General features: G+C 51.1%; 12 protein-coding genes and 2 pseudogenes. 1 reads left to right on the top strand and 13 read right to left on the bottom strand.

Features of this window, described 5'->3' with window-relative positions:
• Positions 1-87 precede the first annotated feature (87 nt).
• From P0G09_RS06865 to P0G09_RS06835, 7 genes and pseudogenes are all read right to left on the bottom strand, one after another.
• Positions 88-993 carry a DUF6017 domain-containing protein gene (locus P0G09_RS06865; RefSeq protein WP_147561393.1) on the bottom strand — a complete coding sequence of 302 codons (906 nt, stop codon included), beginning with the start codon at positions 991-993 and terminating at the stop codon, positions 88-90.
• On the bottom strand, positions 990-1,763 hold the full coding sequence (locus tag P0G09_RS06860) for a BRO family protein (RefSeq protein ID WP_147561395.1): 774 nt from the start codon (positions 1,761-1,763) through the stop codon (positions 990-992). Before P0G09_RS06860 ends, P0G09_RS06865 begins: the two co-directional genes overlap by 4 nt.
• Complete coding sequence (locus P0G09_RS06855; RefSeq protein WP_005934799.1) at positions 1,756-2,004, bottom strand: hypothetical protein; 249 nt, start codon at positions 2,002-2,004, stop codon at positions 1,756-1,758. The genes P0G09_RS06860 and P0G09_RS06855 overlap by 8 nt, the downstream gene beginning before the upstream one ends.
• Positions 2,005-2,130: 126 nt before the next feature.
• Positions 2,131-2,439: a DUF6050 family protein gene (locus tag P0G09_RS06850; RefSeq protein WP_033121585.1), complete on the bottom strand. Its 309-nt coding sequence runs from the start codon at positions 2,437-2,439 to the stop codon at positions 2,131-2,133.
• Positions 2,440-2,592: 153 nt separating this feature from the next.
• Positions 2,593-2,841, bottom strand: a pseudogene (locus P0G09_RS06845) (recombinase family protein); the annotation flags it as partial.
• 70 nt (positions 2,842-2,911) lie between these two features.
• A pseudogene (locus P0G09_RS06840) lies at positions 2,912-6,967 on the bottom strand (SNF2-related protein); the annotation flags it as partial.
• 374 nt (positions 6,968-7,341) lie between these two features.
• Positions 7,342-7,698, bottom strand: coding sequence for a TnpV protein (locus P0G09_RS06835; RefSeq protein WP_227621867.1), 357 nt, complete (start codon positions 7,696-7,698; stop codon positions 7,342-7,344).
• A 160-nt stretch (positions 7,699-7,858) separates the two neighbouring features.
• On the opposite strand from P0G09_RS06835, the gene P0G09_RS06830 reads away from it, so the two are divergent.
• Positions 7,859-8,104, top strand: coding sequence for a hypothetical protein (locus P0G09_RS06830; RefSeq protein ID WP_256266571.1), 246 nt, complete (start codon positions 7,859-7,861; stop codon positions 8,102-8,104).
• 445 nt (positions 8,105-8,549) lie between these two features.
• Here the strand turns inward: P0G09_RS06830 and P0G09_RS06825 are convergent, their stop codons facing one another.
• From P0G09_RS06825 to P0G09_RS06800, 6 genes are all read right to left on the bottom strand, one after another.
• Entirely contained in the window at positions 8,550-8,942 is a 393-nt protein-coding gene (locus P0G09_RS06825) for a hypothetical protein (RefSeq protein ID WP_217212472.1), read from the bottom strand.
• A 262-nt stretch (positions 8,943-9,204) separates the two neighbouring features.
• Positions 9,205-9,363 (bottom strand): hypothetical protein, encoded by a 159-nt coding sequence (locus tag P0G09_RS06820; RefSeq protein ID WP_055186498.1) that lies wholly within the window; start codon positions 9,361-9,363, stop codon positions 9,205-9,207.
• Positions 9,364-9,465: 102 nt separating this feature from the next.
• The gene (locus P0G09_RS06815; RefSeq protein WP_120079983.1) at positions 9,466-9,669 is read right to left on the bottom strand and encodes a transposon-transfer assisting family protein; all 204 of its coding nucleotides are present in this window, start codon (positions 9,667-9,669) and stop codon (positions 9,466-9,468) included.
• Positions 9,659-10,573, bottom strand: coding sequence for an LPD16 domain-containing protein (locus P0G09_RS06810; protein WP_275252290.1), 915 nt, complete (start codon positions 10,571-10,573; stop codon positions 9,659-9,661). Before P0G09_RS06810 ends, P0G09_RS06815 begins: the two co-directional genes overlap by 11 nt.
• The gene (locus tag P0G09_RS06805) at positions 10,573-12,387 is read right to left on the bottom strand and encodes a DNA topoisomerase (protein WP_275252289.1); all 1,815 of its coding nucleotides are present in this window, start codon (positions 12,385-12,387) and stop codon (positions 10,573-10,575) included. Before P0G09_RS06805 ends, P0G09_RS06810 begins: the two co-directional genes overlap by 1 nt.
• Positions 12,374-13,761: recombinase family protein (locus tag P0G09_RS06800; RefSeq protein WP_275252288.1), on the bottom strand; the 1,388-nt coding region annotated here is incomplete at its 5' end. The genes P0G09_RS06800 and P0G09_RS06805, both read right to left, overlap by 14 nt.

Below are 13,761 nucleotides of genomic sequence, written 5' to 3'. Positions count from 1 at the left end.
TGCCGAAACTAAGGCGGCACAATCCGGCGATAGATGATTTTCATTTACACTGTCCTCCTTTCCGAGCATTGCTCACGATGGTATTCATTAAAGAGTGTCTTCACAAAGGCTATAATCGTAGGTCTTCGGCTTCTTTGACCCTGCCGATCTGTCCTGCCCGTAGAAATCATGATTGACGAGCGCGGAGTAGTAATTGTCTATCGTCAGAGAGGCGTTATACAGAGCGGTCAACAGGTACGCCCGGATATTACGGATGTCTGACGGGTTCTTGTTCATTGCTTCCAGAACGTACTCAATGTGGCTGCTATTCAGCTTGAGAAAGCGGGACTTAACCACTTGCTGCGGCATATCCTCGCCATTGATACGGATGGTCGGAGCGGTAGAGCAGACGGCATCCAGCATGATGTCCATGATCTCCCGGAAGCGGTCTTTATCGAACTTCGGATCCTGACAGAGAATGTCGTAATCAAGATTCTCTTTGATAATCTCTTCATACTCGCTTCGCTCATCCATCCTGTCCATCCCATCAAGATTGATGGATTGATAGTTCTTTGAGAGAGTATTTCTTTCTTGGGTAATTACTTGATCAGTATTTATTTGTGCGTACTTATCCCCGCGTGGATTATCCACATCTGGCTTCTCCACACATGGATTTTCCGTGTGTGGCTTTTCCCGTTCTGGTGTAGACTCCTGCGGCTCTTCGTATATCTCAAAGATTGTGTTGCTCATCCTGCCTTTACCGTCTCTCTGCCGGTGCCGGACAAGGTAGCCGTGCTTTTCAAGCTCACGGAGCGCGGAGAGAATGGCATCCGGACCTTCCTTGCAGATTGCAGAAAGTCCCTTGGTTGAGAACTTCCAGCCATCATTAAACGAGAGCATCTTTGAGAGAAGACCGACTGCCTTGAGTGACAGGCTCTTGTCTCGAAGGTGGAAGTTCGCCATGACCGTATAGCCACGATTCTTGTTTACGCGATAGACTGCCACAGAAATCACCTTGCCATCTTGGAAAGCAGCTCTTCGCCGCACTTTTTCTGGAACTTCATTCGGATGACATCCTTGCCCTTCGGCGTGAAGTAGGTCTGAGAACCGGTGTAGCAGTACGTCACAAAATCGCGGACGATAAACAGTCCGGCATTGCTGTCCTTGTTGTAGGGAAGAAGCTGACCGGAGGGAGATCGGAACAGGTACTTCTCCCTGAGAAGAAACTGGACGAACTTGCGCTCCGGGATTTTCAGTTCCTTCGCCGTCGTTCGGATATTGGTGCAGTCATCCGGATTGATGAAGGCGTCGTAGTAATCGGCTTTGGGCTTTGCCGTGTTCAGCTCACACTCAAGAGCCTTTACGCGATTCTTTTCCAGAATCAACGCCTGAGCAAACTCCACAATGACCGCTGGTTCCTTCTGAATACGTTCCAGAAGGGAGTCCGTCATGTAGCCGCCGGTCTTGCGGATCATGGGGATGACATCATGTGTGATCCAGCGTTTGAAGGCTTTGGCTTCGGGCTTACGGCTGCTCAGAATAAGCGTGTAAAGTCCAGGTTCGTTCACCACCGTCATGTTGGGATTGCCTCGTTTATTACCCTCATTTGAAATGAGGGTAATCATCTTCTCGTCCGCATCCAGCCGTGAAATGGCTTGTGACGAATTGCCGATCTCCAAAGCCCTGCACACGTCTACCGCCACAAACCACGGCTCGTTTTCGATCAGGGCTGTTCGGATTTCTCCAAACTGTTCATTCTTGAAGACTTCGATTTTGTTATCCATGATTGACTTCCTTTCCGGCAGCAGATGTGCCACTTTGGTTTTTGAGGGTAGAAACGGGATTGCAGCAGTAGGGACACTCTGCAAACACGCAGGACTGATATTTCCAGAAGGGGCGATGAAAGCGGCAGCTTCGGCACTCAGGGAGAATGCCATCCGCGCCGCTGTCAAAATGCTCAAAGCCGGGTGTGGTCTGCATCAGCAATTCCAGTGCTTGAAGATCACCGGCTGTCATGCGTTTCATGCTTAAAAACTCCTTTCTTTCGCCGCATCGCCAGCAAATACTCCGGCTTTTGGGCAACAAAAAAAGAGGGTTTGCTTCTTACTCCAAATTGGAGAAGAAACAAACCCTCTTCGTTTACGATGTAGTTCAGATGATTTCTCGGATGGTATGAATGATACCGAGCAGCAGCCCGATGAAGAAGGCGAGTCCTCCGATGAGACCGCCTATGATTAAGTTCAATGCGAAAATGCCGACTGAGCCGGAGATGCCGTAACCGCTTGGAACGAGCCAGAGGCACATCCTCCGGATGCCGAATGGCAAGCCGACGCAGATCCACATTAGGAAGTAGTCGCATACGCCGTCAGGCATATAGATCGGCTTGAGAAATGACGCGAGGCAGAACGCAAGCGCGATTGGAAGCACAACTTCCTTCAAGAAGACTTTGATAGCACCCACTATATCCTCCTTCTGCCGGAAGTGTGCAGCGGCACCCTCCGGCTTGCTTGATTATTGTGAAAGTCCTTTGTTTTCGGTCAAAAAAAGAAGGGACTAAGCCAGAATGCCTTGGTTTTCAAGGTCTTTCTGATTTAGTCCTATTATCGCACAATAATCCTTCACAATAAGCGTTTCGACATTTCCTGCTTCTACCTCTTTTATTAGAGATTGAAAGCCGGGACGATTGAAATTCACACCTGAAAAGCCATCATCTGTAAAATGGCGGATGTTCTTGAAGCCGTTCTTTTGGGCGTAATCTTCCAGATATTTCTTTTGGTTGGTGATGGAATTCGATTCACCAGCAAGATCATCATCTCTTGACAAACGCTCATAGAGTGCGGTGATTTTTGGTTCTTTAGGCATTTGTTCTACCTCCTTTCTTATGGAATCTTTCAATTTAGGACAATCAAGTTTATCGTCCTATTAAAGTATAGCCCTCCGGGGCAAGTTCAATGGCGGTGGTGGTTTCACCAAAAGTAGATGCCCAGCAGTCGAAGTGTGTCAGCCCTTTTTGCTGGAGTGTGCCATATTGCAGATAGCGCATGACCGTGTACAGCTCCGACATGGAGTTGCTCACGGGCGTTCCCGTAGCAAACACCACGCCGCGCCCACCTGTGATCTCATCCAAGTAGCGGCACTTTCCGAACATATCGCTCGATTTTTGCGCTTCACTTGTAGACAAACCAGCGACATTGCGCATTTTTGTCGTGAGGAAAAGGTTCTTGTAAAAATGGCTCTCATCCACAAAAAGCCTATCCACGCCCAACTGCTCAAAGGTGATAACATCATCCTTTCTCGCATCGGAGCGTAGCTTTTCCAGCTTGATTTCCAGCGTTTTGCGTGTCTTTTCCATCTGCTTGATGCTGAAATTTTCGCCAGCAGTGGCTTTCAGTTCGTTGATGGCGGCAAGCGTTTCATCAATCTGCTCCTGAATAATGCGTTCTTGCCGCTCATAGGACAACGGGATGCGCTCAAACTGTGAATGACCGATGATGACCGCATCGTAGTCCCCAGTCGCAATTCTAGCACAGAATTTTTTGCGGTTGGCGGTTTCAAAGTCCTTTTTTCGAGCTACCAGCAGCTTGGCATTGGGGTATAGGTGCAAAAACTCTGCCGCCCATTGCTCCGTCAGATGATTTGGCACCACAAAAAGACTTTTCTGACACAGCCCCAGCCGTTTGGCTTCCATTGCGGATGCTGCCATCTCAAACGTCTTTCCGGCTCCCACTTCGTGTGCAAGCAGCGTATTACCACCATAAAGCACATGAGCGATGGCGTTACGCTGGTGTTCCCGGAGCGAAATTTCCGGGTTCATACCGACAAAGTGGATGTGGGAACCATCGTATTCGCGCGGTCTGTTGCTGTTGAACAGTTCGTTGTACTGCTTCACCAGTGCAATGCGCCGCTGGGGGTCTTGCCAGATCCAGTTGGCGAAAGCATCTTTGATTACCTGCTGTTTCTGCTGCGCCAGCATGGTGTCCGTTTTGTTCAGGACGCGCTTCGGTCTGCCTTCTTCATCTTCAATGGCATCATAGATGCGCACATCTTTCAAGTTGAGCGCATCTTCCAGAATCTTGTAGGCATTGGCGCGGGATGTGCCATAGGTTTCGGTGGAGGTAATGTCGCCTCTGCCCATAGCCGACTTGCCCTCAATGCGCCATTCTGCGGTATAGGGAGAATATCTCACTTTAACTGCATGACGCAGATAGTAGGGAATCTGGAAAGTTTCTGCCATAAACTTTTGGATGATCTCCGGCGCAAGCCATGTTGCACCCAGACGTACATCAATCTCAGATGCTTCAAGGTCTTTCGGCTGCGCCTTTTCCAATGCGGTGACGTTGACTGCAAACTCCGGGTTGGTTTCGGCGGCAAGCTGTGCCATGCGCAGTTTTGCCCGGACATTGCCGGACAAGTATTCATCCGCCATTTGCCAGCCCGCTTCTGGGTCAGTAGGGTCTGTGCCGGGGTCTTTGAAAATTACGCCGGATAGTTCGCTGGTGATTCGCTCATAGTCGCCGGGAGTGCCGAGCAGCTCTGCCATATAGGGCAAATCCACCCGGCCACGCTCTCCGATGGAAATTGCAAGTGCTTCCGTGGGAGTGTCCACGCTGGTGACAGTACGTTCCGGGCGAATGGTGCGTTTGGTGAACATCGCCGCCTTGCTTTTGAGTTGCCCCTGATCGTCCAGATTTTCCAGAGAACACAGCAGATAGTAAGAAGAATCCTGCTCAAATAATCTGCCGTTTTTGCGGTCATTCAGCAAGCCGTATTTTGCAGAAAAGGCATCGTAGGCGGCATTCAGCTTTTCCTGCGTAGCCTGAATGTCGGCATCTGGGTAGTCGTTTAGCTGCTGGTCAATCAACTCATTGACGATTTGCCGCAGCTCCACCATCCCGGTCACACGGCCTTTGGCGGTGTCGGAAAGCTCCACCTGTGTCATAACAGAATTTTCGCGGTAATACACTTCACCGTCAACCACGGTGTAGGAGAAGTTCTTCACATCCGGGTCAGCAGGGAGAATGTGTCGCTCATTTTCTGCATCCGCAATATCTGGTGTTTCGACCTCAACTTCCGTGTACAGTCCCTCAATATGCTGGATAGCTTCGGCAAGCTGGTCTGCCAGCACTGCACCCTCAATGGGGCGCACGGTGCATTCCTCACGGCCATACTGGGTGCTTTCGGTGGTCAGTTCGCCCAGCACCATCTCCGGGTGGTCTACAAAATAGCTGTTGATGGTAAAGCCATCTTCCGTTTTGCCGAGCTGTATCCAGTCCGGCTCATGGTCGATGGGGCGGTCACGCTTCTGCAGGAAGATAATGTCGCTGACAACATCCGTACCAGCGTTGGCACGGAAAGCGTTGTTGGGTAGACGAATGGCCCCCAGCAAATCGGCTCGTTCTGCCATGTGCTTGCGGGCAGAAGAATCTTTACTGTCCAGCGTGTAACGACTGGTAACAAACGCCACCACGCCGCCCGGCCGCACCTGGTCGATGGCTTTCGCAAAGAAATAATTGTGGATGCTGAAGTTCAGCTTGTTATACGATTTGTCGTTGACTTTGTAATTGCCAAACGGTACGTTGCCGACCGCTAAATCGTAGAAATCCCGCCTATCCGTGGTTTCAAATCCGGCCACTTTGATGTTGGCCTCCGGGTACAGCTTTTGGGCAATCCGGCCCGTGATACTGTCCAGTTCCACACCGTACAGGCGGCTGTCTGCCATGCTCTCGGGCAGCATTCCAAAGAAGTTGCCTACGCCCATACTAGGTTCCAGAATGTTACCGCTGCGGAAACCCATGCGCTCCACAGTAACGTAAATACTACGGATTACGGTGGGGCTGGTGTAGTGGGCATTCAGCACGGAGCTGCGGGCTGCGGCATACTCGTCCTCGGAGAGCAGCCCTTTCAGTTCCGTGTACTCTTTTGACCAGTTGCTCTTATCCGGGTCAAAGGCATCCGGCAGACCACCCCAGCCCACATACTGCGAAAGCACTTCCTGTTCCTCGGCGGTGGCTCCACGGTGTTCCTGTTCCAACTGAAACAGGGTGCGGATAGCTGCAATATTCCGGGCATACTTCTGCTTTGCGCCGCCCTCGCCCAGATGGTCGTCCGTGATGTGGAAGTTCCCGGCAGGCTCCGGCGCAGGTTCGGCATTCAGGGCTTCATCCAAGGCAGCGGCATCCGGGAAGGTCTGCCATTCGCCGTTGACCTCCCCAGAGATAGGCAGCTTGTCCAGTGATTCATCAGACGTAGGCTCATCCCGTCGCAGACTGTCCTCGAACTGCTGTTTGTTCAGCACCTCGTTGCTCCACGAATAGCCCTGCGCACTGGTGTCGATGCGAACATCCGTTTCGCCCACATAGCCGATTGTTCCTTCGATGGTTCGGGTAGGAAGGTCAACGATAGCATTGTCACCGACCTTGTAATCGGGCAGGGGGTGTCCCATCATATCCTGCTCCTCGTACAACTCCCGGACAAGAGCCAGCGGCTCTTCCCGGAAAATTGGCATCCGCAGGTCGGCCAGTGCCATATCCTGCAAGGAAACCTTGCCCTTATCAAAATCCACTCCGTCAATCAGAAATTTCCGGCCATCCATATTGATGATGGAGCCGATGGGCAGATAGTCCTCTTTGTGCAGATGTTTAGTCTGGTGATGAGTCCCATCTTCGTTCAATCCGGCAAGGTAAACATCATTGCCCGCAGACCACAATTCTTTTGACTTTCTTACCCATAAGCTAGGTGGAAAGCCTGTGACCTGAACTTCGCCCAGTGCTGTTTCTCTCGTAAACAAAGCACTGTTGAGAACTTTTGCGACCTTGGCAGCATCTTCTCCATAGAACATAAAATTGCCGCCAGCTTCAAATCCAACCAGAGTATCCGGGTGCTGCGCCTTTAATGCAGTGTATTCGGCTGCACTGGCGGCGTTCAGTTCAAGGGGAAAGTCGATGGCTCTTCTTTCTTTGTCCGACAGGTAGCGGTCAGACTGAATCATCAGGTCAATATATTTTTCGACCCGATCCCAGCGGAGAAGCACTTTCTGATGGTCGGGATAATGCTCAAACGTCAGACCCTTGCTGTCATGGTCAAGCCAACCACTGCTTCCGTCCAGATAAGTGTGTGAAGAACCGCCGGGGCCATACGGTGCATATTCTTTGGCAAGAGCTTTTGCCCGGAGTTTTCGGTCAGGCTGCAACTGATAAATTTTCCATATCCGAAGTTTGCTGCCTTCAACATTGGAACCTCTCCGCAGCGCATTTTCAATCTCCGCCTGCGACAAAACAAAAGCGGAGGGCGATTTTTCGCTCTCCGCTTGGTCGATGGATTCAATTTGTTCGGCTTCGGTGGGAATAGCCACATCGAAGAAACTTAGCTGTAAATCAGCTCGTTCATCACCAGTTCCTCGGCCTGTGCTTTCAGGCTGTTCATGTGCTGCACCCACTCCATCTGATGCCGCTCTTTGTTCGGAGCCGGGTTCTGCTTCAGCAGTTCCTGCATGGTCTGCTGCATCCGGCTCTCTGCGGTCTGTTCCACTTCCAACAGGTGCGGATGCAGAGTCCCCGACAGGAGCATCGAATTGTACAGCACCGGGCGATGCTTCATCAGGTAAGTCCGGCGCAGTCTGCCGTATTTGCCCAGTGCTTTCTCCTGCTGGGGCAGGGTCAGGTTCGGGAGCTGGTAGTCCCCGACGGTCGAGTAGGTCACGTTCCTGCTGTTCATATTCATACTGGCTCCTTTCTACATTGCGGCGGCGGATTGTCGTTTTTACGGTTCGCTCGATGTTGCGCAGCACATCCCGGCTGCATTCGCTGACTGCGGTGCCCAGCGCATACACGGCGGCAGGCGTGGAAAAAGAGAAGATGGCCTGAAAATCGTCACGGTCAAAATGACCGTCCGGCTCAAGGCCGCAGCGTTCCAGAACCGTATACAGGATGCTGATTGCGGCGGCAGATTTGAACTGGAACTCCTGTCCGGCTTCATCATAATCCATCAGGAACGAGCCGTCAACGATGTCGAGAATGTCACCGCTGTTGTTATCCCAATAGGAATCCACCAGCTTGCCGCAAATGTCCGCGATCTGCTGGGTGATTCGTTCATGCCGGACACCGTATTCTCTGGCAAGCATTTCTGACACAGGCTGAACCAGATCAGGGCCGAGCTGCCACACCTCAGGGTCACGAGAATTGCGGCGCACCCCGGTATCGCTCACATCAAAGACATAGTGCAGACGTGGGACACTGCTGGACTGGTCTAACAGGGCGATGCCCTTGGAGCCATGCCTGACGTAGCGGTTCATGCGGTTGTTCCAGAGGTCGAAACTGGCACAGGCGGTAGCATCAGGACGCTGGGCGTAGATCATGAGCTGGTCTGCATAGCTGTATTTATACAACCGGGATGCAGTGGTCAGATAGTCCGTCCAGTTTTCCCAATACCGGGTCAGTTCCTTTGCTGTTTGCTGGGCGAGATTAAGATATTCTTGCGTTTTATTTGGCATTGCGTTCCTCCCTTCATGTTTCGTGGAAAACAAAAAAGCGAGCGGCCTTTTCAGGTCACTCGCTTATGGAATCTATGGTATTTTAATCGTATTTTGCGGCGAATTTTTCTGCCATCTCAAGTAGACGGTCAAATGTCTGATTTTCCTCCGGCTGCTCGATCAGTTTTGCAAGCAGGGCGCGGAACACATCGGTGCTGTCCTGTCCCAGTGCCACCGCAACCTTGTCGATGCAGTCGTGCAGTTTCTTGACAGCATCATCGGAGGGCTTGGATTTTGCAAGCAGGTCGGACAGGTAGCTGATGAAAGGATAGGTGGAATCATCGTTGATGATTTCGTTGGTTTCCTCAATGATCTTCTTGTTATCTTCGGGGGTCATATCGCCCTTTTCTTCCCATATATCACGAGAAGAAGTTCGGCCTTTCAGAAAAGTGGCAAAGAGCAGGCGGTCAAGGGGAGAGCGTTTTGTGGTGTCCATTGGCAAGCCTCGCTTTCATTTTTATGTATTAAAACTGGTTTTAGTATAGCATGAATCGAAGCATTCTATCAAGACCACTTTCTTGCAGGTTATGAATTTTTTCGGAGCGATGGCTTATGACACTATCCCGGTTGATAATCATCGACAAACTGGGACTTGTCGGGGCAAAGCCCCTCCATCTTGCTACGCAAGACCGTTCTGTCGCTTAAAAACCCCACTGGGGCTTTCATTGTTCTGCTTCGCTCCACAAACGCGAATTGTCTTACTTCTTGTCATTGAAGTAGATGATAAAAGCACCCATTACTGCAATAGCAATGAGCAATCCAAACTCAACCCAATTACCTAAAAGTTCAAGTCCTACGACCATACCTAAATAACCAACAATCAATGTAACGATTGCTGCCAAAATCGCTTTACCCATATAATCACACTCCTTTGTCAAATTCCGAGTTGTCGAGTTCAGTATACCACACTGAACCGCATTGTAAAAGAGGATATGTACACCGCCCGCAGGCGGCAAAAATTAGTTCATAGGAAACTCGACTTCTGCAAACTGTGCATCGGTCATCAACTTCAGTTTTTCGATAACCCCCTCCGACAGCTCCCGCAGAGCAATCTCATCGGGCATCAGGTAGCACTGCATAAGCCGCAGTTCCTGCATCAACCCCAGTCGAGTGCCGGAATTGTAGAGCATCATCAGCATCAATTCTTCGCCATTAAAGTTCATGAGCATCCCTCGCTTTCCGGCACCCAACGGGGCTGCACTCCGGGACATCGCATTTTTCTTTTGCGCCAACCAGCGAAGCCAGTTTTTCCAGCGTGGAAGGGCGGTTGTTTGCACCAAGTTCTTCAGCTTCTGCGGCTCTGTCCATGACGAAGTCATAGTCCTGCAACAGCCGTCGCCCCTTTTCCATGTGATGTGCTTCCAGAATCTGCTCCCTGACTTCCTGAATTGTCAGCTCCGGCGCGTCAACCTGCCCGCCATCCATCACGGAAAAGTCGCTGTGATAAAGTGTATAATCCCAGCCATCATCACAGGACTGGATAGCAATATAGCCCTTGCCGCCCAGCTCCCATGCACCCTGATTATCCTGCGTCTGAATTTCTGGGTAGAAATCTGCGTGGTTCCTGCCCATAACATCGGCAAACTGGCAGATGTGGAACACATTGCCCAGACCGCCCATATCAAAGTGGTAATCATCCAAATGTTCCAGCTTTGCCGTAAAACTGCGGCCATCCGGGTAGTCCACTTGAATCACACCACCATCAGGAATTCGGTAGAGATCGTCATAGTGACTGTTGATGAGCCGAATATCTTTTGGCATCGTTTCAGGCTCCCAAATACGCCGTTTGTGGATGCCGGATGCGGGAACGCTTTCGAGAATTTTTATGCTTTCAAGTTGGATGACCTTGCGCTCATCTTCCGAAAGTTCAAACAGATACCAGTTCCGGGCAGCAGACATCATGTTCCTGCCATCCGGCGGCAGATTTTTTTCGGAGATCTGCCCGCTTTCCAGAGGTTCACCCGTTACCTTATTATAAGTGGCAAAGCCGACACCTGCGCCGTTTTCCCGGAGGTGCAGATAGCGTTCATCGTTGATGAGGTAGACCGCTTCATTTAGCTTTTCCATCAGCAACTGCCCTCAAATTCCAGCGAGAATTTGCTGCGACCATCGGCTTCAGTGGTCAGCAAAACCGTTGCATTGTAGGTCTTGCCCTTGGCACTACGGCAGTCTTTCAGGCGGACACGGCCGTCCCGCAGCAACTTGTCGGCTACATGAGCATCCATCCGTTTGCCCAGACGCTTGAAGAAGGCGTTGTCTTTCCACAGTACAAATCGGCATTCCCGGTTCTCGCAGAAATAGCCCTTTTCGCGCTCCACAACAGATTTGCCACAGTTCGGGCAGATACCAATCACTTTATTTTTCATAAGCGCACTCGCTCCTTTCACGGCCTCGGTGGTGTTTACCAGCGAGGAGATCATATCGTTGATTTCAGTCATAAATGTCTTTGGCTCCATCTCGCCGCGCTCCACGCGCAGCAGTTTTGTTTCCCAGTCGGCAGTCATGTCAGCGGACTGGACTTCTTCGGGCATCACTGTAATCAGGGCTTTGCCCTTGTCGGTAGGCAGCAGCACTTTGGTTTTCTTGTCGCCTTTGCGCTCCAGAAAGCCCTTTGCCACTAATTTTTCGATAATAGCCGCTCGCGTAGCCGGAGTTCCAATGCCCTGACGTTCTGCATCCTCCGGCATACTGTCCGCGCTGGCCGTTTCCATAGAGTGCAGGAGCGTATCTTCTGTGAAATGCTTCGGCGGTGAGGTCTGGCCTTCTTTCAGTTCAGCACCAGCAATGCCGCACTCGCTCTGCTCCTGCACATCCGGCAGAGCAGCAGGCTCTTTCTTTTTGTCCAGCAGATCGTCCAGCATTTTGCGCTCGATGCCTTTCCAGCCCTCGTCCAAAACTACCTTGCCTTTTGCCGAAAATTCTTTCCCGGCGCAAATGGTGGTCAGGGTGGTTTCCGCATAGCGGTGAGGTTCGCCAACAGCGCAGAGCAGACGCACCGTAATCAGCCGCAGGATGCTTAATTCTCCGGCGGGCAAAGCAGAAAAGTCTGCCTGTTCCACACTTGCCGTGGGCAGCAGTGCATGGTGGTCACTGACTTTGCTGTTGTTGATTGCTTGCTCTGCATGGACAGGCACGGCTTCATGCACATCAAAGGCTCCCGCAGCAGCCGACATCAGCCCCGGCAGCGATGCCGCCATATCCTCAGTCAGAAAACGGCTGTCCGTGCGCGGGTAAGTGATGAGCTTTTTCTCGTACAAGCTCTGTGCATAGTTCAAGGTCTGCTGTGCTGTAAAGCCCAGCAAGCGGTTGGCATCCCGCTGGAGCGTAGTGAGGTCATAGAGCGGCGGTGGATTTTCGGCCTTTTCCTTGCGCGTGATTTTCTGGATCGTGGACACCATCTCCTTTCTGCACTCCGCAAGCAGCTTTTCCGCGTCCGCTTTTTCAGAAATGCGGCGGCTTAATGCCACAAAACCGCTTGTCAGCTCCAGAGCCACCGTGTAGAACTTTTCCGGGACAAAAGCAGCAATGGCGGCTTCTCGTTCCACCGTCATGGCAAGTGTCGGGGTCATTACTCTGCCGACTGCCAAAGGCCGACCATACAGGCAGGAAAAAAGCCGGGAACAGTTGATGCCGACCATCCAATCGGCACGTTCCCGGCAGAGTGCAGCCTGATACAGTGCATCATATTCTGTTGACGGTTTCAGATTTGCAAAGCCCTCCCGGATGGCATTGTCCTCCATGCTGGACAGCCACAGCCGGGAAACAGGCTTTTTACACCCAGCCTGTTCGTAAACCAGCCGGAAAATCAGTTCGCCTTCACGCCCTGCGTCTGTAGGATAGTTCTCGGAGGTGACTTTTCTGACATTGTTACTCGATGGCATCCAATGGGCCGATAAAGCGGTAGAAAATCTGGATTTTCTGGACGTATTCGCCATCAACCTTTTCCGCTTTGGATACCAGAATCTTGTCAATCAGCTGATGCAGAATCTTATAGTTCAGTTCGGTGATGCCAGCGTACTTGCTGACTTCATCAATAAAATCCTGAATCTTGTCCAGCTGACCGTGTTCAGCACGGCCTTCCCGCTCGTACTGCTCAATCTTCTCGGTCAGTTCAGCCTGTTCTTTGTCGTAGCGATCTGCAAGCATTTGAAAACGTTTCTCCGGGAGAAGTCCCTTTGATACGTCCTCATAAAGTTTTGCATACAGGTCTTCGATTTCTGCGATTCGTGCTTTACACTGCTTCAAATCCCGTTTGTGCTGCGCCCGGTCAGAGGACACCCGGAGGTGCATCTGATTTGCAATCTTCTTCACAAGGGCTTCCCGATTACTCACAGCGGCCTTTGCGTGTGCCTGAATGTCCGCAAAGACAGCTTCATGCAGAACACGGGCTTCCAAATTATGAGAGTCACAGGCTTTCGCACCATATTTCCGATAAGTGCTGCAACAATAAAAGGTCTGATCCAGAACACTGTTACGTTTGCGCCTGTGCTCGACCTTGACTAACATCGTTCTGCCGCAGTCTGCACAGCGGACGATGCCCTTGAAGATATTGTCGTAGTCGGTCTTATCGCACATAAAACTACTGGAACGGCTGTAAAGGATTCGCTGCACGTTCTCCCAACGGTCTTGTGGGATGATTGCTTCATGTGTATTCGGAACGATAGCGCGTTCTTCAAGCGGAATATAACGCCGCTTTTTGGATTTCATGGACACGGTGGGCTTGGCTTCGTAGATGATGTGTCCGGCGTAGACTGGGCTGTGCAGAACCTGACTGATATAGGCACTGTCCCAATCATACATCTTTTCATCATCAATAAAGCGGCCAAACATCTCCTTCTTGTAGTAACACGGCTTCAAGACTTTTTCATCGTGGAGCCGCTTGGCGATGCGGTGAAGCCCCAGCCCTTCCTCTGCCATTGAATAGATATACTCAACAACGGGGGCGGTGTTCGGGTCGATCACAAGGTGATTGTGGTCGGCAGGGTCTTTCTGGTAGCCAAACGGTGCGCCGCTGGAGATATACTTTCCACTTTTCTTGCGTGTCCGAAGGGCACTCTTGATTTTTCGGGAAGTGTCTTTGGCGTACATTTCATTGATGATGTTTCGGAACGGGGCAATATCCATCTGAGATTGCTCGTTGGAATCATAACCATCGTTGATTGCAATATAGCGGACACCGTGCTCAGGAAAGAAGATTTCCATATACGTTCCGGTTTCGATGTGGTTGCGTCCAAGTCGGGACTGGTCTTTGGTAA

The organism is Faecalibacterium sp. DFI.5.82, assembly GCF_029076575.1.
Classification (GTDB): domain Bacteria; phylum Bacillota; class Clostridia; order Oscillospirales; family Ruminococcaceae; genus Faecalibacterium; species Faecalibacterium duncaniae.
Note: the sequence above shows the minus strand (reverse complement) of the source record. Positions and strands in the feature narration are given on the sequence as shown.

Bases quoted from the DNA above. Each gene is read 5' to 3' on its own strand.
- P0G09_RS06820 (WP_055186498.1), bottom strand. From the start codon at position 9,363: ATGGGTAAAGCGATTTTGGCAGCAATCGTTACATTGATTGTTGGTTAT.
- P0G09_RS06805 (WP_275252289.1), bottom strand. From the start codon at position 12,387: ATGCCATCGAGTAACAATGTCAGAAAAGTCACCTCCGAGAACTATCCT.
- P0G09_RS06830 (WP_256266571.1), top strand. From the start codon at position 7,859: ATGACCGTCCGGCTCAAGGCCGCAGCGTTCCAGAACCGTATACAGGAT.
- P0G09_RS06835 (WP_227621867.1), bottom strand. From the start codon at position 7,698: ATGAATATGAACAGCAGGAACGTGACCTACTCGACCGTCGGGGACTAC.
- P0G09_RS06810 (WP_275252290.1), bottom strand. From the start codon at position 10,573: ATGGAAAAGCTAAATGAAGCGGTCTACCTCATCAACGATGAACGCTAT.
- P0G09_RS06825 (WP_217212472.1), bottom strand. From the start codon at position 8,942: ATGGACACCACAAAACGCTCTCCCCTTGACCGCCTGCTCTTTGCCACT.
- P0G09_RS06815 (WP_120079983.1), bottom strand. From the start codon at position 9,669: ATGAACTTTAATGGCGAAGAATTGATGCTGATGATGCTCTACAATTCC.
- P0G09_RS06860 (WP_147561395.1), bottom strand. From the start codon at position 1,763: ATGGATAACAAAATCGAAGTCTTCAAGAATGAACAGTTTGGAGAAATC.
- P0G09_RS06855 (WP_005934799.1), bottom strand. From the start codon at position 2,004: ATGAAACGCATGACAGCCGGTGATCTTCAAGCACTGGAATTGCTGATG.